This window comes from Rhodococcus sp. NPDC057297, from assembly GCF_042667435.1.
In the GTDB taxonomy this organism is placed as follows: domain Bacteria; phylum Actinomycetota; class Actinomycetes; order Mycobacteriales; family Mycobacteriaceae; genus Rhodococcoides.
This window is the reverse complement of sequence record NZ_JBHUZE010000001.1, coordinates 205,654-227,292: the sequence shown is the minus strand read 5'-3', so window position 1 is coordinate 227,292 and position 21,639 is coordinate 205,654. Positions and strand designations below refer to the sequence as shown.

General features: G+C 65.0%; 19 protein-coding genes and 1 riboswitch. Of the genes, 9 read left to right on the top strand and 10 right to left on the bottom strand.

The annotated features are described in order from the left end of the window. Nucleotides 1-17 precede the first annotated feature (17 nt). A complete protein-coding gene (locus ACFULT_RS01085) occupies nucleotides 18-1,250 on the top strand; it encodes an MFS transporter (RefSeq protein ID WP_378480394.1) in 1,233 nt (410 codons plus the stop codon). A gap of 18 nt (nucleotides 1,251-1,268) precedes the next feature. Here ACFULT_RS01085 and ACFULT_RS01080 read toward each other — a convergent pair whose 3' ends face one another. After that, nucleotides 1,269-1,901: a hypothetical protein gene (locus tag ACFULT_RS01080; RefSeq protein ID WP_378480890.1), complete on the bottom strand. Its 633-nt coding sequence runs from the start codon at nucleotides 1,899-1,901 to the stop codon at nucleotides 1,269-1,271. A gap of 151 nt (nucleotides 1,902-2,052) precedes the next feature. Then, a riboswitch (cobalamin riboswitch) is annotated at nucleotides 2,053-2,178 on the top strand. 132 nt (nucleotides 2,179-2,310) lie between these two features. Here ACFULT_RS01080 and ACFULT_RS01075 point away from each other — a divergent pair. Genes ACFULT_RS01075 through ACFULT_RS01065 form a run of 3 tightly spaced genes read left to right on the top strand, consistent with a single transcriptional unit; the run spans nucleotide 2,311 to nucleotide 5,074 of the window. Continuing rightward, a complete protein-coding gene (locus ACFULT_RS01075; RefSeq protein ID WP_378480393.1) occupies nucleotides 2,311-3,255 on the top strand; it encodes an ABC transporter substrate-binding protein in 945 nt (314 codons plus the stop codon). Nucleotides 3,256-3,257: 2 nt separating this feature from the next. Continuing rightward, nucleotides 3,258-4,295 carry a FecCD family ABC transporter permease gene (locus tag ACFULT_RS01070; RefSeq protein WP_378480889.1) on the top strand — a complete coding sequence of 346 codons (1,038 nt, stop codon included), beginning with the start codon at nucleotides 3,258-3,260 and terminating at the stop codon, nucleotides 4,293-4,295. Beyond that, nucleotides 4,292-5,074 carry an ABC transporter ATP-binding protein gene (locus ACFULT_RS01065; RefSeq protein ID WP_037104095.1) on the top strand — a complete coding sequence of 261 codons (783 nt, stop codon included), beginning with the start codon at nucleotides 4,292-4,294 and terminating at the stop codon, nucleotides 5,072-5,074. The genes ACFULT_RS01070 and ACFULT_RS01065 overlap by 4 nt, the downstream gene beginning before the upstream one ends. 8 nt (nucleotides 5,075-5,082) lie before the next feature. Here the strand turns inward: ACFULT_RS01065 and ACFULT_RS01060 are convergent, their stop codons facing one another. Then, a complete protein-coding gene (locus tag ACFULT_RS01060) occupies nucleotides 5,083-5,442 on the bottom strand; it encodes a PLD nuclease N-terminal domain-containing protein (protein ID WP_037104097.1) in 360 nt (119 codons plus the stop codon). A 290-nt stretch (nucleotides 5,443-5,732) separates the two neighbouring features. Between ACFULT_RS01060 and ACFULT_RS01055 the strand changes: the two genes are divergently transcribed. After that, nucleotides 5,733-6,383, top strand: a complete 651-nt coding sequence (locus ACFULT_RS01055) for a class I SAM-dependent methyltransferase (RefSeq protein ID WP_378480392.1) — start codon at nucleotides 5,733-5,735, stop codon at nucleotides 6,381-6,383. Here ACFULT_RS01055 and lat read toward each other — a convergent pair. Continuing rightward, nucleotides 6,380-7,729: an L-lysine 6-transaminase gene (lat, locus tag ACFULT_RS01050; RefSeq protein WP_378480391.1), complete on the bottom strand. Its 1,350-nt coding sequence runs from the start codon at nucleotides 7,727-7,729 to the stop codon at nucleotides 6,380-6,382. The two genes, ACFULT_RS01055 and lat, sit on opposite strands and share 4 nt — an antisense overlap. 121 nt (nucleotides 7,730-7,850) lie before the next feature. Between lat and ACFULT_RS01045 the strand changes: the two genes are divergently transcribed. After that, on the top strand, nucleotides 7,851-9,386 hold the full coding sequence (locus ACFULT_RS01045) for an aldehyde dehydrogenase family protein (protein ID WP_378480390.1): 1,536 nt from the start codon (nucleotides 7,851-7,853) through the stop codon (nucleotides 9,384-9,386). Here the strand turns inward: ACFULT_RS01045 and ACFULT_RS01040 are convergent. Continuing rightward, nucleotides 9,379-9,945, bottom strand: coding sequence for a TetR/AcrR family transcriptional regulator (locus tag ACFULT_RS01040; RefSeq protein ID WP_378480389.1), 567 nt, complete (start codon nucleotides 9,943-9,945; stop codon nucleotides 9,379-9,381). The two genes, ACFULT_RS01045 and ACFULT_RS01040, sit on opposite strands and share 8 nt — an antisense overlap. A gap of 79 nt (nucleotides 9,946-10,024) precedes the next feature. On the opposite strand from ACFULT_RS01040, the gene ACFULT_RS01035 reads away from it, so the two are divergent. After that, complete coding sequence (locus tag ACFULT_RS01035) at nucleotides 10,025-10,609, top strand: dihydrofolate reductase family protein (RefSeq protein WP_378480388.1); 585 nt, start codon at nucleotides 10,025-10,027, stop codon at nucleotides 10,607-10,609. Between the two features lies 1 nt (nucleotide 10,610). Here ACFULT_RS01035 and ACFULT_RS01030 read toward each other — a convergent pair whose 3' ends face one another. From ACFULT_RS01030 to ACFULT_RS01005, 6 genes are all read right to left on the bottom strand, one after another. Continuing rightward, nucleotides 10,611-11,768 carry a hypothetical protein gene (locus ACFULT_RS01030; protein WP_037104107.1) on the bottom strand — a complete coding sequence of 386 codons (1,158 nt, stop codon included), beginning with the start codon at nucleotides 11,766-11,768 and terminating at the stop codon, nucleotides 10,611-10,613. 171 nt (nucleotides 11,769-11,939) lie between these two features. Beyond that, nucleotides 11,940-13,871, bottom strand: a complete 1,932-nt coding sequence (locus ACFULT_RS01025) for a DUF222 domain-containing protein (protein WP_378480387.1) — start codon at nucleotides 13,869-13,871, stop codon at nucleotides 11,940-11,942. A 48-nt stretch (nucleotides 13,872-13,919) separates the two neighbouring features. Further along, the gene (locus tag ACFULT_RS01020) at nucleotides 13,920-14,411 is read right to left on the bottom strand and encodes an alpha/beta fold hydrolase (protein WP_378480386.1); all 492 of its coding nucleotides are present in this window, start codon (nucleotides 14,409-14,411) and stop codon (nucleotides 13,920-13,922) included. A 33-nt stretch (nucleotides 14,412-14,444) separates the two neighbouring features. Next, nucleotides 14,445-16,823, bottom strand: a complete 2,379-nt coding sequence (locus ACFULT_RS01015; protein ID WP_378480385.1) for an ATP-binding cassette domain-containing protein — start codon at nucleotides 16,821-16,823, stop codon at nucleotides 14,445-14,447. Between the two features lie 60 nt (nucleotides 16,824-16,883). After that, nucleotides 16,884-17,297, bottom strand: coding sequence for a VOC family protein (locus tag ACFULT_RS01010; protein ID WP_019667013.1), 414 nt, complete (start codon nucleotides 17,295-17,297; stop codon nucleotides 16,884-16,886). Nucleotides 17,298-17,453: 156 nt separating this feature from the next. Then, entirely contained in the window at nucleotides 17,454-19,154 is a 1,701-nt protein-coding gene (locus tag ACFULT_RS01005) for a cutinase family protein (protein WP_378480384.1), read from the bottom strand. Nucleotides 19,155-19,322: 168 nt separating this feature from the next. Here ACFULT_RS01005 and ACFULT_RS01000 point away from each other — a divergent pair, with 168 nt between their 5' ends. Next, nucleotides 19,323-19,463: a hypothetical protein gene (locus tag ACFULT_RS01000; RefSeq protein WP_378480383.1), complete on the top strand. Its 141-nt coding sequence runs from the start codon at nucleotides 19,323-19,325 to the stop codon at nucleotides 19,461-19,463. Beyond that, nucleotides 19,456-21,636 (top strand): heavy metal translocating P-type ATPase, encoded by a 2,181-nt coding sequence (locus ACFULT_RS00995; protein ID WP_378480382.1) that lies wholly within the window; start codon nucleotides 19,456-19,458, stop codon nucleotides 21,634-21,636. Before ACFULT_RS01000 ends, ACFULT_RS00995 begins: the two co-directional genes overlap by 8 nt. The last annotated feature ends 3 nt before the right edge of the window (nucleotides 21,637-21,639 follow it).

The following is a 21,639-nucleotide window of genomic DNA, read 5'->3' as shown; positions in this document are numbered from 1 at the left end:
GTGTAACGATACACAACATGGGTGACGGTAGATCTCTCGTCAAGCTTCTGGTTCTCGCGGCCGCGGCCTTCGTCTACGTGACCGCCGAGACTCTGCCCGTCGGGCTGCTCCCGGAGATCTCGTCGGACATGGGGGTCAGCGAATCGAGCGTCGGCCTGCTGCTGACGTTCTATGCCTACGGAGTCGCAGTGATGACGATGCCGTTGATGACGTTCGTACGCAGGTGGCCGCGTCGAACGGTGGTCGTGGTGACCGTCGGTGCACTCGCCGTGTCGCAACTTCTGTCTGCCGTCGCCATCGGGTACCCCATGCTGGTCATAGCCCGAATGGTCTGTGCTGCGACGCACGGTGTGTTCTGGGCAGTGGTCGCACCGGTCGCGGCTTCGCTCGTCGCCCCCGAACGCAAAGGTAAGGCCATCGCGACGGTCTACGCCGGAACGTCGTTGGCGCTGGTAGCAGGCAATCCGTTGACCGCTGCACTCGGCCAGTGGCTCGGCTGGCGCACAGCGGCCGTGTGCATCGGTGTGGTCGCGGCGATCATCGCGGTGACACTGTTCGCGGTTCTGCCGACGATGAAGGTCGCTGACGTCGGCTCCGGCCCGACAGTCCGCGTGCGCGTACTCGACCGATCCCTGGTGATGATCTGTGTCGCAACATTTCTCGCAGTGCTCGGCCACTTCGTCGCGTACACCTACTTCTCGTTGATCGTGGACCGCGGCCTCGGTTCCGTCGGAACGATCCTGACCGTGATGTTGCTGCTGTACGGGCTGTGCGGAGTCGTCGGAATCTGGATCGTCGGCAGAACCTTCGATCGATGGCCGAGGCGATCCACCATCGGTGCACTGTCCGTCGTTCTGGCCGCACTGGCACTGCTGTGGACAACCATGCTTTCCGCCCCGGGTTCCCTTGCCGCACTAACTGTCCTGGGCATCGGACTGTGGGGTCTGGCCTTCACCACCGTCCCGGTCTGCCTGCAGTCGACCGTCCTGAACACCACGCGCGCCGACCCCGACCGCGCCTCGGCCGTCTACGTCGTCGCATTCCAGGTGGCCATCGCCTCGGGAGCCCTCGTGGGCGGAATCGTCGTCGACAGGGCCTCCATCGCCGACGTCATCGCCCTCGCGGGCCTACTCGTCATCGGAGCTCTCATCACCGTCATCGCCGGGCGCAGTACCTTCCCAGGCGCGGTTCCCGCCGAATCGAACGCGCCCCCTGCAGTAGCGAAAGCGGATTTCAGTCAGTCTGACTGATCGAACACCGCGTTCGCTTCACGGCGAAGCGTCGAGTATTCCGATCCAATGGTGTCCGGGGCGGACGGGTCGAAGCCAGGACTGCAGACGTGCGCGCACTGCCTGGTCGAGATGGGGGAGGACGCGACGGAAGTCCAGTTCGTCCTGTGCCCGACAGTGTTTGGCCTTGAACAGGAACACCACTTCGGGTGTGGAATAGGGGACGCCGTCCGAGGTGTGCCGGATCATGACGTCGTACGGCAGGGAGATCGCCGGGTTACGTCGGTACACCCAGTGGTCCCCGGCGTGTGGTTCGCGAAAGACGTCCAGCCGATAGGTGCCGGCGTCGTCGCGCAGCCACGTCTGGAAGTGACTGTCCAGATGGTCGGGATACGGCCACAACCGCCCGTCCCCGACGACATCCCACTCGTAACCGTCGAGCGCCAGGGATATCTCGCCGAACCGATGTGCCGGCACACCGATCTCCACGTCGCTGTGAACGCGAGCCGCGTCGTCGGTGAACAGCTCGAGCGCCCATCCCGCGGTGATGCACCACGGTGCTCGAACGGTTGCCAGTCGTTCCGCCACATCGAAGGGTGACCAGGCGGCCCACCGCGAGTCGGCTTCGGCGTCGGAAATCGGGCGGCCGACGGACAAATCCACGGCCCCCATCATGCCTTCTGCAGGAGCGAAAGCGGATTTCAGTCAGTCTGACTGACCGAACGCCACGTTCGGTTCACGAACAGGGGCCACGTTCGGTCCGGGAACAAGACGAGAGCTGAACGACCGGGTCGAGGGGAAACGTCAAGGGGGGTTAAAGTGACCCCAGGGTCGCTTGTGTGGTGATCTGTGTGACGGGTGAGGGAATCCGGTGTGAATCCGGGACTGACGCGCAACGGTGACCACGAGTGTGGGAGTCCGATCGCTTGCCTGTTGCAGCGTATGTCCCGCGGCTCCGCGAACAGGGCCCTTAGTAGGAAGTTTGCGCCACCTCATGGCTATTCGTGTCCCCCTTGGTGTTGCTGTGCTGTCAGCAGCTCTTGTTCTGTCTGCTTGTTCTTCCGGTTCCGAGTCGGAGGCGGTGCAGGAATCGTCCGGCAATTTTCCGTTGACCATCTTCAACTGTGGTCAGGAGGTGGTGATCGATGCGCCTCCGCAGCGAGCGGTGTCGCTGAATCAGGGGTCGACGGAGATTCTGTTGAGTCTCGGTTTGGCGGATCGGATGGTCGGGTCGGCGACGTGGACGGATCCGGTGCGGGAGAACCTGGCGGCGGACAACGAGCGTGTTCCGCGTTTGGCGGACAACAAGCCGTCGTTGGAGGTGGTGCTCGACGCCGAGCCGGATTTCGTGTCGGCGTCGTTCGGCGGGACCCTCGGGCCTGGCGGGGTGGCGGAGCGTGGTCAGCTCGAGCAGCTCGGTGTGCCCAATTACCTGTCGCCGACGGACTGCAACGGCAAGACCGACGAGAGCGTCAATTCGGATGGTGCTCGTACTCAGCCGTTGGAGATCGAATCCGTCTACCAGGAGGTTCGTGATCTCGCGGCCATCTTCGACGTGTCCGAGCGCGGTGAGGAGTTCGTCGCCGAACTGCAGGAGCGGTTCGAGAAGGCGTCGGGCACGTTGAATGCGTCGGGCACCTCGTTGGTCTACTGGTTCGCCGACACTGCGACGCCGTACATGGCGGGGTGCTGCGGGTCGTCGGGCATCATCACCGATTCGGTGGGCGCGGAGAACATCTACTCGGACACCACCGACGAATGGCCGCAGGTCAGCTGGGAGTCGGTGGCGGACCGCAACCCGACGGCGTTCGTGCTCGCCGATTTGAGCCGCCGGTCGCTGGCCGGTGACGCCTTGGATTCCAAGATCGAGTTCTTGGAGACCAACCCGGTGACCCAGCGCCTTCCTGCCGTGACCGACAAGCGCTACATCGTCGTGAACGGGGCGGATCTGAATCCTTCGATCCGCACCGTCGACGGCGTCGAGAAGGTCGCTGCTGCGCTGCAGGGCTGGGGCTTGGCGAATTGACCGTGCCCCAGGCGGAGCCGTCGGTACGGCGGAGCTTTCTGCTTCCGCTGCTGCTGATCGGCTCCGTCGTTCTGGTGCTGTCGATTGCAGTTGCGATCACGATCGGACCGGCGGATCTGTCGGTGGCCGATGTCTACCGAATCACGTTCGAGCACATGGGGTTCGGAAGTTCCGGCGTGAGCCGGATCAAGGATGGAATTGTCTGGGAGCTTCGGCTCCCGCGGACGCTGCTGGCCGCAGTGTGCGGCGCCGGTCTGGCTCTGTGCGGCGCGATCATGCAATCGCTGCTGCGTAACCCGTTGGCCGATCCGTTCGTGCTGGGCATCTCGTCCGGTGCGTCGACGGGCGCGGTGCTGGTCGCTGTCCTCGGAATCGGCAGCGGCATGTACTCGTTGTCGACGGGCGCGTTCGTCGGCGCAGTGTTCTCGTTTCTGCTGGTGATGCTGCTCGCCGCCGGTGCCGGGGGAGGCACCGATCGGGTAGTGCTCGCCGGAGTGGCTGGGACGCAGTTGTTCTCGGCGTTGACGTCGTTCATCGTCATCTCGTCGGCCGACGCGGAACAGACACGAGGGGTTCTGTTCTGGCTGCTCGGATCCCTGGGCGGCGCCGACTGGGGTGATGTGATGATGTGCGGGATCGTCTGTGCCATCGGCATCGTCGTGTGCCTGCTGTATTCGTCGGCGCTCGACGCGTTCACCTTCGGCAACGACGCCGCGGCGTCGCTGGGAGTGTCAGTCAAGTGGATTCGGATCGTGCTGTTGGTCATCACCGCGTTGATCACCGCGACGTTGGTCAGTGCCGCCGGAGCGATCGGATTCGTCGGACTGGTTCTGCCACACGCGGCGCGGTTCCTGGTCGGCGCCCGGCATCGTTGCCTGTTGCCGACGACGGTGCTCGTCGGCGCGATCTTCATGGTGTGGGTCGACGCGATCGCCCGCACGGTGTTCCAGCCGCAGGAAATTCCGGTGGGCGTGGTGACCGCGCTGATCGGCGTGCCTGCGTTCGCGGTGATTCTCTTCAGAATGCGGAGGACGAGATGACGATCGAGGCCGCATCCGTGCGGTGGTCTCGCGGCCACAACCAGATCCTCGACGGAGTGGATTTCGGTCCGCATCCGGGTGAGACCGTCGGGCTGATCGGACCGAACGGGTCCGGTAAGTCGTCGCTGCTGCGGATTCTGGCGGGAATCGTCTCACCCGATTCCGGTGACGTCACGCTCGACGGCGCGCCGATGGCGTCGATGCGGCGTAAGCAGATCGCTCGACGTGTGGCGATGGTGGATCAGCATTCGGACACCGAGGTGGACATCGCGGTGCGCGACGTGGTGCGACTCGGTCGAATCCCGCATCACGGGTTGCTCGGCGGAGATTCGGCAGCCGACGACATCGCCGTGGACAAGGCCCTGACGGACACGGGGATGACGTCGAAGGCGGATCGGTTGTGGCACACCCTGTCCGGCGGTGAGCGTCAACGCACGCAGATCGCTCGTGCGTTGGCGCAGGAACCGACCGAACTGCTGCTCGACGAGCCCACCAACCACCTCGACATCCAGCACCAACTCGACATCCTGGCGTTGATTTCGGGCCTGCCGTTGACCAGTTTCATCGCATTGCACGATTTGAATCTGGCGTCGATGTTCTGCGATCGCATCGTGGTGCTGCAAGCAGGAGAAGTCGTGGCCGTCGGCAGGCCGTCGGACGTGATCACCCAGGAGCTGGTGCAGGAGGTCTACCACGTGCGGGCGGCGGTGGAATTGGACGAGACCGGCACGTATCCGCAGGTCACCTACAAGCCACTCGTCACAAGAGCTGTTCGATGACCCCGCCGTCAGGCGCCGTCGCCGCGAGCTTTACGACGCTGTTCCTCGGCGCGGGCCCGGCACTGACGCAGAAATTCCTCGTCGGCTTCGGCCGTGGTTCCTGTTGCCCGGCCGGGGCGCGTGTCGTATTCGGGATACGGCGAGTTGCTGCGTCGAGCCGAACTTCCGCCGCCTGCTCCGCCCCAGATTCCACCGTCGACGGGCCGTCCCACCAGAAGCCACACGATGGATCCGGCGAGCGGGATGAAGATGACCAACAGCAGCCACATCATCTTGGGTAGGTGCCGTACACCGCCCTCGTCGGCGGTGATGACGTCGATCAGGCAGAACACCCACAAGATCATGATGATCAGGCCGAGGTACGGCATCGAACTTCCCTCCAAGTAGAGACCGGTCGGTCTTTCGCGAAGGGAACTTTACTATCGGCTCGGATTCCTGCACAGCCGGAAGTGGTCGCACTCCCGCGAACCGATCCTTGATCCAACCCAGCCCGACGTTGACGTACAGCGACGGGTCGGCGCCGCGCGAGCACCATTCGGTGACGGGTCGGCGTGCTCGGCCCGTCGGGATGACCAGGTGTTCAGGAGCAAAGCGGGGGTTCGGTTGGCGGCGTTGGGGGTAGTGGACTGGCGAGACACGAATCGAGACGGAGGTCGATGTGGGATTGAGTGAGCTCGAGGCGATGGTGAAACGCACCGTCACTGCAGGCCAGCCGTTCGAGTACGGCGCCGACGAGGCGGAGCTTGCCTATCTGAGTTCATTGGCGGCCGATGACGGCGTGGAGCTGATCTGCGAGATCGGCTTCAACGCAGGCTTTTCGACGTGGGCCTTCCTGTCCGCGTCGCCGACGGTCACGGTCGTGTCGTTCGATCTGGCCGAATACGAGTACAGCGATGCCGCCAAAGCTCACATCGACGAACTGTTCCCGGGCCGACACACCTTGATCCGGGGAGATTCGCATTCCACCGTCACCGAGTACGCCCGCTCGAATCCCGACGTGCGCTTCGACGTCGTGTTCGTCGACGGTGACCATTCGCTGGACGGCGCGCGTGCGGACCTGGCGGACGCGCGCGCGTTCAGCACCACGGACACCGTCGTCGTCATGGACGACATCACCCCGTGGCTCTGGTTCGGCGAAGGACCGACCGCTGCTTGGCAGGATGCCGTCGACTCCGGCTTGATCGACCACCGGAGCTACTACCAGGACGGCAAGGTCGTCGACGCCGTCGTGCCCCCGGCCGACCGAGCCTGGGCCGTCGGCCGCTACGTGACCACCGGACCCTGGGCCGAAAGTACCGCTCCCATCTAGGTTCGGTGTTCCTGAAGCCGTGCTACACACCGCTCCACCGCGTCGAGTCCTCGGTCCAGGTCCGCTTGGCTGATCGTCAGTGCCGGCCGGAAGCGGACCGAGCTTCCGCCACATCCGAGAGCAAGGACGTGCTCGGTCTCGCGGAGGTCGTCGATCAGGCGGTCGCGGGTGGTGGCGTCGGGAAGGGTGAAGGCGCACATCAGACCTCGGCCGCGTACCTCGGTCACCACGGCGTGCCGCGTCGCGATGTCCCGCATCCGTCCCAGCACGCGTTCACCGAGCGCACCGGCGCGCTCGATCAGGTTCTCGGACTCGATCACCTCGAGAATGCGACGAGCCCGCACCATGTCGGTGAGATTGCCACCCCAGGTGGAATTGATGCGCGACGAGACCTCGAAGACGTTGTTCGGGACATCGTCGACGCGGCCGCCTGCCATGACTCCGCACACCTGGACTTTCTTTCCGAACGCCACCACGTCGGGTACGACGCCGAGCTGTTGGAAAGCCCAGGCGGTGCCTGTCATTCCGGCACCCGTTTGCACTTCGTCGACGACGAACAGTGCGTCGTGTTCATGGCACAGCTGCCGTAGTTTCTGCAGGAACCGCGGCCGGAAGTGGTTGTCGCCGCCCTCGCCTTGAATGGGTTCGACGATGGCACAGGCAATATCGTGCGGGTTGGCTTCGAACGCGAGGCGTGCCGCGGCCAGGGCGTCGTCCTCCAGCGCGTCCATGTCCGCGCCCGTCCGGATGTACGGCGACGGGATGCGCGGCCAATCGAACTTGGGGAAGCGGTACACCTTGTTGGGGTCGGTGTTCGTCAGCGACATCGTGTAGCCGGATCGCCCGTGGAATGCGTGCTCGAGGTGCAGTATCTGCGTGCCCAGGCCGGCGTCCAACCCGTGCGCTTCGTTCCAGCGGCTCTTCCAGTCGAAGGCGACCTTCAGCGCGTTCTCGACGGCGAGTGCACCACCTTCGACGAAGAACAGGTGAGGTAGCCGCGGATCGCCGAGCACCCGTGCGAACGTGTCGACGAACCGAGCCATCGGGATCGAGTAGATGTCGGAGTTGCTCGGCTTGTTCATCGCGGCCTCGAGCAGGTCGGCTCGGAACTGCGCATCGTCCGTCAGCCGGGGGTGATTCATGCCGAGAGCATTGGATGCGAAGAAGGTGAACAGATCCAGGTACTCGGTGCCGTCCCGCGCGTCGACGAGGGTGGATCCGCGGGACGCCGTCAGGTCCAGCACCATCTCGAAGCCGTCGGCGAGCATGTGGCGGCCGATCGCGGCGTGAACGTCCGAAGCGCCGAAGGAACCGGAGGCATGTGGGGTGTGCAATACCTGCGTCATGATCGCCAACGTACCCGATAATATTCCGTAAAGAAACGCATATTGCAGGAACTTTTACTGCGTTGTGACCCGTCCGCTAGATTGAATGTCGCTGCCACGGCGACGAAAGGTGATCTTCACAATGACTTCCCCGGTCAAGCACGACGAGCTGAGCGTCCGTACCCGCGCAATCCTGGGACGCCTGGGGGTGACCGCCGACCTCGACGTGCCCAGGTCGGAACTGCCGGTCGTCGCCCGTTCGCCGATCACCGGTGGGAATCTCGCGTCCCTCGCCGCGGCCACCGCTGCCGATGTCGACGCCGTCGTCACCGTGGCGACATCGTCGTTCACCGAGTGGTCCGCCGTTCCCGCTCCGGTTCGAGGTGGCCTGATCCGTGAACTCGGCGAGCTACTGCGTGAGTACAAGGCCGATCTCGGCGAGCTGGTCTCCATCGAGGCGGGAAAGATCCTGTCCGAGGGTCTGGGCGAGGTCCAGGAAATGATCGACATCTGCGATTTCGGAGTCGGGCTCTCGCGTCAGCTGTACGGCAACACCATCGCAACCGAGCGTCCGGGCCACCGCATGATGGAGCAGTGGCATCCGCTCGGGGTCGTCGGCGTCATCACTGCCTTCAACTTTCCTGTCGCAGTCTGGTCGTGGAACACCGTTCTCGCCTTGGTCGCCGGCGACACCGTCGTATGGAAGCCGTCGGAGAAGACGCCCCTGACCGCGCTCGCTGTTCAGGCGCTGTTCGAGCGTGCCGCCGCCAACGCGGACGTCGACCCTCTCGTTGCGCAGTTGGTCATCGGCGACCGCGTGGCCGGTGAAGCGCTCGTCGACGATTCCCGCGTGGCGCTCCTGTCCGCGACCGGGTCCACACGCATGGGCCGAGCCGTGGCGCCCCGCGTCGCGGAGAGGTTCGGTCGGGTCCTGCTCGAACTCGGTGGCAACAATGCCGCCATCGTCACCCCGTCCGCCGATCTGGATCTGACGACCCGGGGGATCGTGTTCTCCGCGGCGGGTACTGCAGGGCAACGGTGTACGTCGCTGCGACGACTGATCGTGCACTCCTCCATCGCCGACGAGCTGGTCGGGCGGATCGCGAAGGCGTACGAATCGCTGTCCATCGGTTCACCCCTGGACGCCGACACGCTCGTCGGGCCGCTGATCGACGCGCCGGCCTTCGCCGGCTTCCAGAAGGCGCTCGACGCTGCCGTCGGCGCTGGTGGCGTCGTGAAGGCAGGCGGTTCGCGCGTCGACATCTTCGGCGAGTACGCCTACTACGTCCAGCCGACGGTGGTGACGATGCCTGCACAGACGGACATCGTGCGTCACGAGACGTTCGCGCCGATTCTGTACGTTCTCACCTACGAGACGCTCGACGAGGCCATCGCGTTGCACAACGATGTGCCACAGGGTCTTTCGTCGTCGATCTTCACCACGGATCTGCGTGAGGCCGAGCGGTTCCTGTCCGCAGCCGGATCCGACTGCGGCATCGCCAACGTCAACATCGGACCGTCGGGAGCGGAGATCGGCGGTGCTTTCGGCGGCGAGAAGGACACCGGTGGCGGACGCGAATCCGGTTCGGACGCATGGAAATCCTACATGCGACGGGCAACCAACACCGTGAACTACTCCAATGAGCTGCCTCTCGCGCAGGGAGTCGAGTTCACCTGAGCAGGCCGTTCACCAAATCGTCGACGATGTCGTCGGTCGAGGTCTCCGGGTCGATCGGGTAGGTCAGCCGGTCCAACAAGAGGCCGTCGATCGCGTAGTGGAACAGTGCGATCTCCTTGGCGCCCCCGGGAAGTCCTGCGGCAAGGTTGAATTCGACGTCGCCGCGGAAGCTCGAGCGTTGCCATGCGCCGAGAACGGCGCCGATCTCCGGCCGTCTCGACGCCTCCAGCCGCAGTTCGAACAGTGCCAGCGTCACTTCTCGGTTGGTCAGGAGCCGCGCGACGATGTCGCGGGTGTACTCGGCGAACAATGCCGCACTCGGCGCTTTCGCGGCGAGCGGGGCATGCACGTCGGGATCCGGGGCGAGGCGTTCGCCGATGCGCTCGATCAACCCGGCGATGACGTCCTCGCGCGTCTTGAAGTAGTTCGACGTGGTGCCTTTCGGTACGCCTGCCTGCACATCGATGGCACGGTGGGTGAGCCCGCGTGCGCCCTCGGCGGCCAGGATCGAAATGCCGGCGTCGGCGAGCTCTGATCTGCGTTGCGAATTACGAGCCATGGAAAAAGACTAGCGCAACCACGACAGGTGTCGTACTCTCTGAGTCGAACCACTACATCCGTCGTGATTGGAGATTCTCATGCGTGAACTGGTCTATTACGTAGCCGCCAGCCTCGACGGCTTCATCGCTGCCCCGGACGACACGTTCGATGCGTTCCCGCAGACAGGCGATCACATCGACATGATCCTGCGGGAGTACACCGACACGATCCCGACGCTCGGCCTCCAGGCCACCGGCCTGACGCCGCCTCTGACGAGGTTCGACACGGTGATGATGGGGTGGGGAACCTACGCGGCGGAGGGTGAACACCGGCGCGGCGGACCGTACGAGCATCTGAAGCAGTACGTGTTCTCCCGCAACCACACCGCCGACGATGCGGTGCCGGAGGTGACGGTGACGAACGGGGATCCGGTTGCACTGGTGCGGGAGCTGAAGCAGCAGAGCGGATCGGACATCTGGTTGGCCGGTGGAGGGGTCTTCGCGTCCGCACTCGTCGACGAGATCGATCGGATCATCCTCAAGATCAACCCGATTCTGCTGGGATCGGGCAAGCGCCTCTTCGCCGACCGCGAATACTCGGTCGCGGGCTTGAATCTCGTCGCGAGCACACCGTATGGATCCGGCGTGGTCGTCAACGAGTACACGCTCGACCGACCGTCGTAGGTCACACCAGGATGCTGTGCGCGCGTAACCGTTCGACGATGTCCGGCGGTGGCCAGGCGGGAACCCGATAGCGAGCCGGGTCCAGGCCTGCCATCGGTTGGACACCACTGATGGACGCCACGTCGGCGAACTGGACGAAGAACGGCTCGACGCCCTCGCGGCAGAACGCCACGAGGTCGGTCTCCGGCAGCGTGCAGTCCACCTCGTCGGCCCAGATCGTGACCGTACGGGGACCGAACGGGGTCGACTTGACGGTGACCGTGCCGATCTCGGAGTGCACACGATCCAGCTCGTACTGACGCTGTAGCCAGTCGGCCTGTGCTGCATATTCTTTCGAGATGTGCACGCAGCGGGCCCGAGCGCTGCCTGGATTGTCCGGCGCCGTGACGTCGAGCGTCACCACAGCACCCGAGTCGTCGACGGTGTACGCCTGCGGTGACAGGAACCGCGATGTGTGCAGGTACTGCTCCTCGGCGAGACCGAAATGTCTGGCCAGCAGGTCCTCGTCGTCGCTGGGCACGACGTACAGCGTGTCCACCGTGGGAACGAACGCCACAGGTGCACAACCGAACCGCGACCTGTGCGACTCGAGCCACCCCGAGTCCAACAGCCACGACGTGTAGTACTGCCCGCCGCGGTCGACCAACCGCTGAGTGGCGCGGCCTTTCGTCGGATCGGCATGCTGGGTGACGGTGGCCAGATTCGACCGGGCCGCGGCGAACACCGTGGACGGATCCACACCCCACGTCTCGATCGTGTCCCACGACACGATCGAGCTGTGGGATGGCATGTCCACCGCGACGAGCTCGTCGACCAACGGGAACACGCGCCGCGACAACAGCAAACCCGACGGTGAGCCCAACGCGTACGTCGACGGTTTCAACACCGGACGCAGCCTCGGTAGCGCCTCGTGCCAGTCACCGGGCCAGAAGTTCGACGACATCGTCGTCGATACGAAATGCGCGACATGCGACTCGAGCGCCAGCTCCGACGCTCCCGCGGTGTCGTGGAACAAATTGTCGAGCGGTAGGACAGACGCCTCGTCGTACCTCACCGCGAACGCCGACGAATCCAGCCGAGCCCCAGCTCCGCCCTCGACCGTGACACGCTCGATCACCAGACGCGCCAAACGCTGCCTCGGATCCTCGATCTCCCCCATCCCCGGAATGGTAACGCGGCATCGTCGTATTGGGGACACTCATCCGTCCGCGGGGAGATTCCCGGGCCGGTGCTCAGGTCACGGGGTGCTGAGGCCATGGGTGTGAGCGGCACAGGTGGTGGTTGTGCCGCTCACGGGTGGGTGTTCGATTCGATGGTGCCGGGGGCCGAGCTATCCGGTCCGGGTCTCGGGGTCGGGATCGTCTGATGGGTAGAGGTATTCCTGTGGATGGTGGTAGTGGTTGACGAGCCCCTTGCGTCGGGGGTCGACGGATTCGGGTGGATGCCAGGCGGTGCGGCCGGGTTGGGGATGATCAGGTCCGGTGGTGGTGGTCGCCCACTGGTTCGGTCCGTCGCCGACGAGGGGGTGGTGGCAGTCGCACCCGAAGGTCAGGTCGTCGATGTCGGTGTTGCCACCGTCAGCCCATTCGTCGATGTGGTGGACCTGGCTCCAGGTGGCGGGGCGCGTGCAATTGGGGAAACTGCAGCCGCGGTCGCGGGCGATGAGGACGATGCGTTGATCGGCCGAGGCGAGTCGTTTACCGCGCCCGAGGTAGAGGGCGCGTCCGTTGTCGTCGAAAACAGCGAGGTAGTGGTGGGCGTGGGCGGCCATGCGGATGGCGTCGCGAATCGAGACCAGCGATCCGGTGCCGGTTACGGCATGCCCGGACGCGGTGGCCAGATCGGAGGCGGACATCGAGATCACCGCAGTGACCGGTAGTCCGCGGTGGGTTCCGAGGGTGCCGGTTGCGAGGATCTGACGGAACACCGCTTTGACGGCATCGTGGTTCCGTTGGCCTTGGGTGCGTAGGTCCCGGCCGGCGCGCGCCTCCAGCTCCGCAGCAGCAGCAGTCTCCTCGGGATCGAACAGCGTAAGCGGACCCGGCGACCCTGCAGAAGTAGTACCCGACCCGGCAGCACCCGCCCCAGCGGCATCGGATCCCGCAGCACCCGCCCGAGCGGCATCGGATCCCGCAGTACCCGCCCGAGCGGCATCGGATCCCGCGGCATCGGATCCCGCAGCACCCGCCCGAGCGGCATCGGATCCCGCAGTACCGGATCCCGCAGTACCGGATCCCGCAGTACCGGAACTCGTGGCGTCGCAATCCTGCTCGCCCGCGCCCTCACCGTCCGCGCCCTCACCGTCCGCGCCCTCACCGTCCGCGCCCTCACCGTCTGCACCGTCGTCGTCCGAGCCGATGTCGTCCGGTTCGTTCTGCCCGTCATCGTCGGTGCTGTCGGTGCGGTCGGTGCTGTCGGGAATGCTGCCGGGGTAGGCGGTACTCAGGTCGGTGTCGTGCACGGGCTTCGGCTCGTCGGGGTTCAACACTCCCTTGCGGGCGAGTTTGGCGAGAACCGGCTCCAGATACGCACGGAACTCAGCGTCGATGACACCGGCCATCTTCGAGGTCCCGTCGACCTCCTGCGGGCCGAGTCTAAGAAAGCATTTCCTCGCGATGTCCTTCTTGTCCCGCAGTTCTCCATCCGGATCCAACAACGCCGTCAACCTGTGCGCCGCAACCTTCAACTGCTCCGGCGAGACCTGTTTCGCCAAGTCCACCAACAAGATCTCCGACTGCACCAACGACTCGTGATCGATCCCAGCGGGCAGGGTGTCGAAGAACTTCTCGATCACCCGCACATGCGCAGCGTCGAGATGACCCTCGCACTGCGCTCGCGCAGTCACCGGCAACAACGCATCGAGCTGCTCCCCGGTCAACGAACGCCGCCGCGCCAATTTTCCCGCGATTTTGATGCGCTTACCCGCGACTGCGGAGTCGATCCGCAACAAAGACGCCAACCGCGACGGATTCGACCGCTCCGGCATCACCGCCAAACCGTCACCGTCCACCAACTCCGTCAACCACGTGTGCGAGGTGCCGTACATCGCCCGCGACACCGTCTCCATCCGCACCAACACCGCACGCCGGTCCGCATCACCGACAACCCGACCATCCAACGACGCCTCCGCAACCGCACCCCACGCGAACTCCATCTCCTCCACCGCAGCACGCAACGCAGGGTCCTCGATCGGCAACACACCACGCGCCGTATCGACCCGAAGGTCCCCGGCTACATCGTCGACGCTCTCCCCCAAAAGCATGACTCCACCATAGCCCGAAAACCGCCATTTGTCGAACATATGTTCGAACTACATCGTCGGCCAATCCGCTCCGTGGAACTGGTGACCACCCGACGGGTGCTCCACGATGCGAGCGGACGGCAACAACGCCGCGTTCGACGCCAGGTGCTCGAACGGGACCACCTCGTCGTCGCGGCAATGATGAAGTGCCAGAGAGGTAGTGGGCTCGGGTCCGTCGAACGCGTATTCGGGAACGTCCCACCCGCCGGCCCCCCAATCCGGCATGGCCAGCAGGGTGACCGGCTCATGGAAGCCCCACTGCCGCTCCGCGAGGACGCGTAGTAATACGGACGCACCGAACGAGTGCGCCACGAGGATGTCGGACGGGTCCAACGATTCCAATCGAGCTCGCAGTGGACGCGCCCACGCTTCGAAAGACATGTCCTCGTCGGAGAACTCGGGCATGTCCACGTCGACACCCGACGCCCCCGCAAGGGCGTCGGCCAGCGATCTGTCCTCCGTGAAACCACCGGCGCCGTGCACGAACAGCAGTGTCGTCATGCGCTCGATTCTGCCCCGAAACCGGGCGTGCCGTCAGCTCCCCACGTAGGCAGCCAGGTGCTGCCCGGTGAGCGTCGAACCGTCGGCGACGAGATCAGCCGGAGTTCCCTCGAAAACGACGCGCCCGCCGTCGTGGCCTGCGCCGGGCCCGAGATCGATTATCCAGTCGGCGTGGGCCATCACGGCCTGGTGATGTTCGATGACGATGACGGATTTTCCGGACTCGACCAGGCGATCGAGCAGTCCGAGCAATTGCTCGACGTCTGCGAGGTGCAATCCGGTCGTCGGCTCGTCGAGGACGTAGATCCCGCCCTTGTCGGCCATGTGAACGGCCAGCTTGAGGCGTTGACGTTCGCCGCCGGACAACGTCGTCAAAGGCTGGCCGAGCTTGATGTAACCCAGGCCGACGTCGGCAAGCCGGACCAGAATCTTGTGAGCAGCAAGCAGTTTCACTTCGTTACCGAAGAACTCCTCGGCCTGCGCCACGGACATGGCGAGCACTTCGCTGATGTTCTTACCGCCGAGGTGATACTCGAGCACCGACGCCTGGAACCGCTTTCCTTCGCACTCCTCGCACATCGTGGCGACGCCCGCCATCATCGCCAGATCCGAGTAGATGACGCCGTTACCGTTGCAGACCTGGCACGCGCCCTCCGAATTAGCCGAGAACAGAGCAGGTTTGACGCCGTTCTCCTTCGCGAACGCTTTGCGGATCGGCTCCAGCAGCCCGGTGTACGTCGCAGGATTGCTGCGACGGGACCCACGGATGGCACCTTGATCGACCGAGACCACGTCGTCGAGCTCTCCGAGCGAACCGTGTATCAGTGAACTCTTGCCGGAGCCGGCTACGCCTGTCACGACGACCAGGATGCCCAGAGGCACGTCGACGTCGACGCTCTGCAAGTTGTGCGAGTCCGCACCGCGGATCTCGATGACCTCGGAGTACTCGCGTACAGAATCCTTGATCACCGCACGGTCGTCGAAGTGGTGGCCGGTGACGGTGTCGCTCGTGCGGAGGTCGTCGACGGACCCCTCGAAGCAGATCTGACCGCCGTTGGTCCCGGCGCCGGGGCCGATGTCGACGATGTGATCCGCGATGACGATGGTCTCCGGCTTGTGCTCGACGACCAGAACCGTGTTTCCCTTGTCTCGCAACTGCAGAAGGAGCTGGTTCATGTTCTCGATGTCGTGGGGATGCAGGCCTGTCGTCGGTTCGTCGAACACATAGGTGACGTCGGTGAGCGACGATCCGAGATGGCGAATCATCTTGGTGCGCTGGGCCTCGCCGCCGGACAGGGTTCCGGCGGGCCGTTCCAGGGACAGGTAGCCCAGCCCGATCTGCACGAACGAGTCCAACGTTTCCCGCAGAGAGTCGAGGAGCGGCGCCACCGACGGCTCCTTCAGACCGCTGACCCAGGCGGCGAGGTCGCTGATCTGCATGGAACAGGCGTCGGCGATGGAGATTCCCTTGATCTTCGAGGATCGAGCGCCCTCGTTGAGGCGGGTGCCGTCGCATTCGGGACAGGTCTGGAAGGTCACGGCGCGTTCGACGAAGGCACGAATGTGCGGTTGCATCGCGTCGACGTCCTTGGACAGCATGGATTTCTGCATCTGCGGGACCAGGCCGAGGTAGGTGATGTTGATGCCCTCGACCTTGATCTTCGTCGGCTCGCGGTACAGAAGGTCGTTCAGTTCCTTCTTGTTGTACTTGGCAATCGGCTTGTCCGGGTCGAAGTATCCACTGCCACGGAAGATCCGGCCGTACCAGCCGTCCATGCTGTAGCCGGGGATGGTGATGGCGGACTCGTTGAGAGACTTGCTGTCGTCGTACAGAGCGGTCAGGTCGATGTCGCTCACCGATCCGCGCCCCTCGCAGCGCAGGCACATGCCGCCGGTGACCGAGAAGGTTCGCTTCTCGGTGGTCTGACGCCCGCCCTTCTCAACCTTCACCGCACCCGCCCCGGACGCCGACGCGACGTTGAACGAAAAGGCCTGGGCCGAACCGATGTAGGGCTTTCCGACACGGCTGAACAGGATTCGCAGCATCGCATTCGCATCGGTGGCGGTACCGACGGTCGAGTGCGGATTGGCACCCATTCGCTGCTGGTCGACGATGATAGCGGTGGTCAACCCGTCGAGCACGTCGACGTCCGGCCGCGCGAGCGACGGCATGAACCCCTGCACGAACGCGCTGTACGTCTCGTTGATCATCCGCTGGGATTCCGCGGCGATCGTGGAGAACACCAACGACGACTTGCCGGACCCCGAAACGCCGGTGAACACCGTCAACCGGCGCTTGGGGATCTCGACGCTGATGTCGCGCAGATTGTTCACCCTCGCGCCCTGCACACGGATCAGATCGTGGCTGTCGGCCTTGTGGACCTCGGTCGTCGAACTGGCGCGTCGGGCCATCAGGACATCTCCGTTTCTCGGTGGGACTGGCATCCAATCATGCGAATTCAAGCATGTCCGTCAGCTGCGGGCCTGCTGGATTCGCAGCAGATTCCCCGCAGGGTCGCGGACGGCGCAATCACGAAGACCGTACGGCTGATCGATGGGCTCCTGCACGATGTCGGCGCCCCCGGCCTGCAGCGCGTCGAACGTGGCGTCCAGGTCGGGCGTCGCCAACTGCAGGCCCGCGTACGTGCCCTTCGCCATCATCTCGAGGATGGTTTTCTTCTCGTCGTCGGTGATGCCGGGATCTACTGCCGGTGGCGTCAGGACAATCGCCGTGTCCGGCTGTCCGACCGGCCCGACGGTGAGCCAGCGCATGCCGTCGTACCCGACGTCCAGGCGCACCTCGAAACCGAGGAGATCGCGATAGAACCCCAGCGCCGCATCGGCATCGTCATGGGGAAGGAACGAGGAATGAATGGTGATGTTCATGTGGAAAGACGCTAGTAGGCCTCGGCGTCGGACACTTCTCGATTCCTGATCGGTCCGGACCTTCCCCCGACAGTTCCCTTGGAAGACCGAAAGCGCCGTTCGGTCAGTCAGACTGACCGAACGGCGCTTTCGCTCCGAATGGGAAAGGGAGTACGACTACCCAGCCGGTACGACGGTGGTGGTGGGGACGGCTGTGGTGGTCGGAGCTGCTGAGGTAGCAGCCGGCGGGGTGGTGACGACCGAGCCGTCGACGACTGCGCCCGCGGCGTCGGGGGCGGGTACGAGAGGTACCGCGGTCAGGTTGGGTTCGACGGGAGCGGCCGGGTCGACGATCGGGACGGGAACGCCTGCCTCCGGCACCACAGGTGCGACGTAGGGGGCGACGTAGGGTGCGACGACGGGAGCAGCTGTGGAGGTGCTCGTCGGCGCGGTCGTGGTGGGGGTCGCGGTGGCGGACAGAACGGTCAGGCGGGCCTGCTCCTGAACTTCCTTGGACTTGATGGGCTTGCCGGCCTGGGCGTCCTTGGCGAGCTGGGTCAGCCATGCGGCAGCGTATTCGGCCGAGGTCAGCGGCTTGCCGTTGGCCTTGTCGGCGTCACGCCAGTAGTCGAAGTGGTGTCCGGAGCCCGGTCCGAGGGTCTGACCGTACGGATCGTTCATCGCGACGGGGATGGTGTCGGTGTTGGATCCGATGAAGCCGATGATTTCCTTGGCGATCTTCGACGGCAGGTAGGCGAGGTTGACTGCGCTCTCTGCGGGCAGCGGTTCGCCGTTCTCGTCCGTTTCGGGCTTCGCGGCGACCTTGGTGGTCGGGTCGGCCGGCTTGTAGCCGGGCTCGGAGACCTTGATGAGCACGTCGAGGAATGTCTCGTCGCCGGCGAGCCAGTTGTCCTGGCTGGTGATGTCGGCGAAGGCGGCGACGGCGATCTTGCCGAGGACCATGGCGAGGTCGGCGCCGGTGGCGGGGGTCAGGGTGTTGTCGCGCTGGATGGCGTCGACGTCGAGTTGGCGTCCGACGTTGGCGGCCAGGTGCAGCAGCGAGGTGTTCTTGGGCATCGCGCACGTCAGGTCGCCCTGTGAGCAGAACGAGGCGACGCGGCCGTCGAGTACACCGAAGCCGCCTTGCGTGGACGGGAGAGCGCCGGCGCCGGCGGGACCGGAGCCGTTCTGGTACTTGGTGTCGAAACCGTCGGGGTTGGTGCCCGACGCGGAACCGGGGAATGCGGTCTCGCCGTCCTTGCGGCCTGCATCGGCGAGAATGACGACGCCGACCACGTTGCCCGGGTCGACAATGCCGAACTTGCCGTTGGTGTCGGCCTGCTGGTTGCCGATTTCCATCGCTGCGCGACGCGTGACGTCGGCGCCCTCGCTGTAGCCGACGATGGCGAAGCGGGTCTTGGGGCACGACGCCGCGATGGCGTTCATGACCGTCTTGGTGTTCGCGACGCCGGTCTCGACCGAGGATTCGTAGCTGGCCATGTTGGCCGGGTACTCGATGTAGACGGCTGCGTAGGAGCCGTCCTTCACCTGGCCGTTGGGAGCGCCGACCATCTGGTCGATCCAGTCGCTCTCGAAATCGCCGGCGAGCGCTGCGGGCAGTCGCGTTCCGGTGGGGGTTTCGAGCATCTTGGTCTTGCCGGCCTCGGGCGAGTCGCCTCGGCCACCGACGGCGATGCTGACCATGTCGTAGCAGGTCGCGGTCGATGCGAGCTCGACCTCGGCGTCCGACGACGACAGCTTGTCGGTGGTGAGGACGGCGGCACCGACGGCCAGGGCGCCCAGAGATACGAACGCAACGGCGCTGGTGACGAGCCGTCGACGATTCACAGGTCTGCGAGTCGAAACGCGTAGAGACATGGCTTCCCAATCAGTTGTTCCCCGAACCGATTACACCGCCGCTGCACTACGCGGTGGCTACACGGAAGTCGCCGCGGAGGAACCCCGCGTTACACCGTGACCGGATCGAGACCTCCCGATACCCTAGGGGGGTATGGTAGAACAGGTGAGACGAAAGAGGTGCTTCGCGTGAACACGACGATCAAACTGGCAGGCTTCGTACTCGGAATCACACTGGTGTTCTTTGCCGCATTCGTGATCGGCGGCGCGGTCGGCCCTGTCGGTGAGGCACCCGCAAGTCACGAACACGCGCAGGTGGACCATGAGTGAGACGGAGTTGATTCTGGGCGGCATGACGTGCGCGTCGTGTGCCAACAGAATCGAGCGCAAACTCAACAAGCTCGACGGAGTGACCGCGACGGTGAACTACGCGACCGAGAAGGCGCGGGTTCGGTCCGACGGTGTGCCCGTCGAGGATCTGATCGGCGCTGTCGAGGCCGCGGGGTACACCGCGACACTCCCCGCTGCCGAGCCGGACTCCACGCCCGAGACGGATCCGCTGAAGCAGCGTCTGATCGTCTCGGCGGTTCTGTCGGTGCCGGTGATCGCGATGGCGATGATTCCGGCTCTGCAGTTCACCAACTGGCAATGGTTGTCGCTGACGCTGGCGGCACCGGTCGTCGTGTGGGGTGCGTATCCCTTCCACAAGTCCGCGTGGACGAACCTGCGGCACGGCACCTCGACGATGGACACCCTCGTGTCCATGGGAACGTCGGCTGCGCTGGGATGGTCGCTGTACGCACTGTTCTTCGGCACCGCGGGCGTTCCCGGCATGAAACACCCGTTCGAGCTCACCATCGACCGGATGGACGGATCGGCCAACATCTATCTCGAGGTGGCAGCAGGCGTCACCACGTTCATTCTGGCCGGCCGGTACTTCGAGTCTCGGTCCAAGCGCCGGGCAGGTGCAGCGTTGCGCGCCCTGCTCGATCTCGGTGCCAAGGACGTGACGGTGCTGCGCGACGGCGTCGAGAAGCAGGTTCCCGTCGAAGATCTCGCGGTAGGCGACACGTTCGTGGTCCGGCCGGGCGAGAAGATCGCGACGGACGGAACCGTCGAATCCGGATCCTCTGCCGTCGACGCATCGATGGTGACCGGTGAGTCGGTGCCGGTGGAGGTGTCGCTGGGCGACACGGTCGTCGGTGCGACGGTGAACGTCGGCGGCCGGTTGGTCGTGACGGCTACCCGCGTCGGCTCGGACACCCAGCTGGCCCAGATGGCCAAGCTCGTCGAAGACGCGCAAACCGGGAAAGCGCAGGCGCAGAAGCTCGCCGATCGAATCTCGGGAATCTTCGTTCCGATCGTCATCGCGATCGCAGCCGGCACACTCGGATTCTGGCTCGGCACCGGCGGATCCGTCGCCGCGGCCTTCACGGCTACCGTCGCCGTTCTGATCATCGCGTGCCCGTGTGCCCTCGGGCTCGCGACTCCGACGGCACTGATGGTCGGCACCGGCCGCGCCGCGCAGCTGGGCATCTTGATCAAGGGACCGGAGATCCTGGAGTCCACCAAGCGCATCGACACCGTCGTGCTGGACAAGACCGGCACCGTCACCACCGGCCAGATGTCCCTGCTCTCGGTGATTCCCGAGAACGACGAGCTGCTGCTCGTGGCCGGGGCTCTGGAAGCAGGTTCGGAGCATCCCATCGGCAAAGCCATCGCCGATGCCGCCCGCCGCAGCGGCGCGTTGCCGGACGTCGAGAATTTCGCGGCCGTGTCCGGCCTCGGCGTGACGGGAATCGTCGACGGTCGGGCCGTGGTTCTGGGGCGCGCCTCGTTGCTGGCCGACTGGTCCATGACCCTTCCCGCGGACCTCGCCGCCGCCTTCGCCGACGCCGAACGCGACGGCCGCACTGCCGTCGCCGTCGGGTGGGACGGACAGGCCCGGGGAGTGCTCGTCGTCGCCGACTCGGTGAAGCCCACGTCGAAGCAGGCGGTCGCGGAACTGCGTGAGCTCGGACTGACCCCGGTGATGCTGACCGGTGACAACGAGGCTGCCGCGAGGAAGATCGCTGCCGACGTCGGGATCGAGGAAGTCTTCGCCGGAGTGCTCCCGCAGGGGAAGGTCGACGTCGTCGCGCAACTGCAGTCCGAAGGCAGGGTCGTGGCGATGGTCGGTGACGGCATCAACGACGCCGCCGCGTTGGCCACCGCCGATCTGGGGTTGTCCATGGGGACCGGCACCGACGTCGCCATCGAGGCAAGCGACCTGACGCTGGTGCGCGGGGACCTGCGAGCCGTCGGCGACGCCATCAGGTTGTCGCGAAAGACTCTCGCGACGATCAAGGGCAACCTGTTCTGGGCGTTCGCGTACAACGTCGCGGCCATTCCGCTGGCGGCTGCGGGCCTGCTCAACCCCATGCTCGCGGGTGCCGCAATGGCCTTCTCGTCGGTGTTCGTGGTGACCAACAGTCTGCGATTGCGGCGCTTCGCTCCCGCATGAGTC